General features: G+C 69.8%; 1 protein-coding gene. It reads left to right on the plus strand.

Annotated elements, in window-relative coordinates; genetic code table 11:
* Nucleotides 1–19: 19 nt before the first annotated feature.
* A partial coding sequence (locus tag RVY79_RS20315; RefSeq protein ID WP_317466394.1) for an MFS transporter occupies nt 20–258 on the plus strand: 239 nt, incomplete at its 3' end.

Genomic DNA, 258 nt, shown 5'->3' on the forward strand with positions numbered 1-258 from the left:
GATGGCTGTTGGCACCGGCATGCTCGGCTTCCTGCCGACCTTCGGCGCGATCGGCATCGCGGCGCCATTGCTGCTGCTGCTGGCGCGCCTGATCCAGGGCTTTTCCGCCGGCGGCGAATTCGGCAGCGCCAGCGCGATGCTGATCGAGTTCGCGCCGCCTGGTCGCCGTGGGCTCTACGGCTCGTTCCAGATGGTGTCGCAGTCGCTCGCCTTCGGCCTCGGCGCGGCGATGGCGATCGGGCTCAACCTCGGCCTGTC

This window comes from Chromohalobacter sp. HP20-39 (assembly GCF_033052815.1).
Classification (GTDB): Bacteria; Pseudomonadota; Gammaproteobacteria; order Pseudomonadales; family Halomonadaceae; genus Chromohalobacter.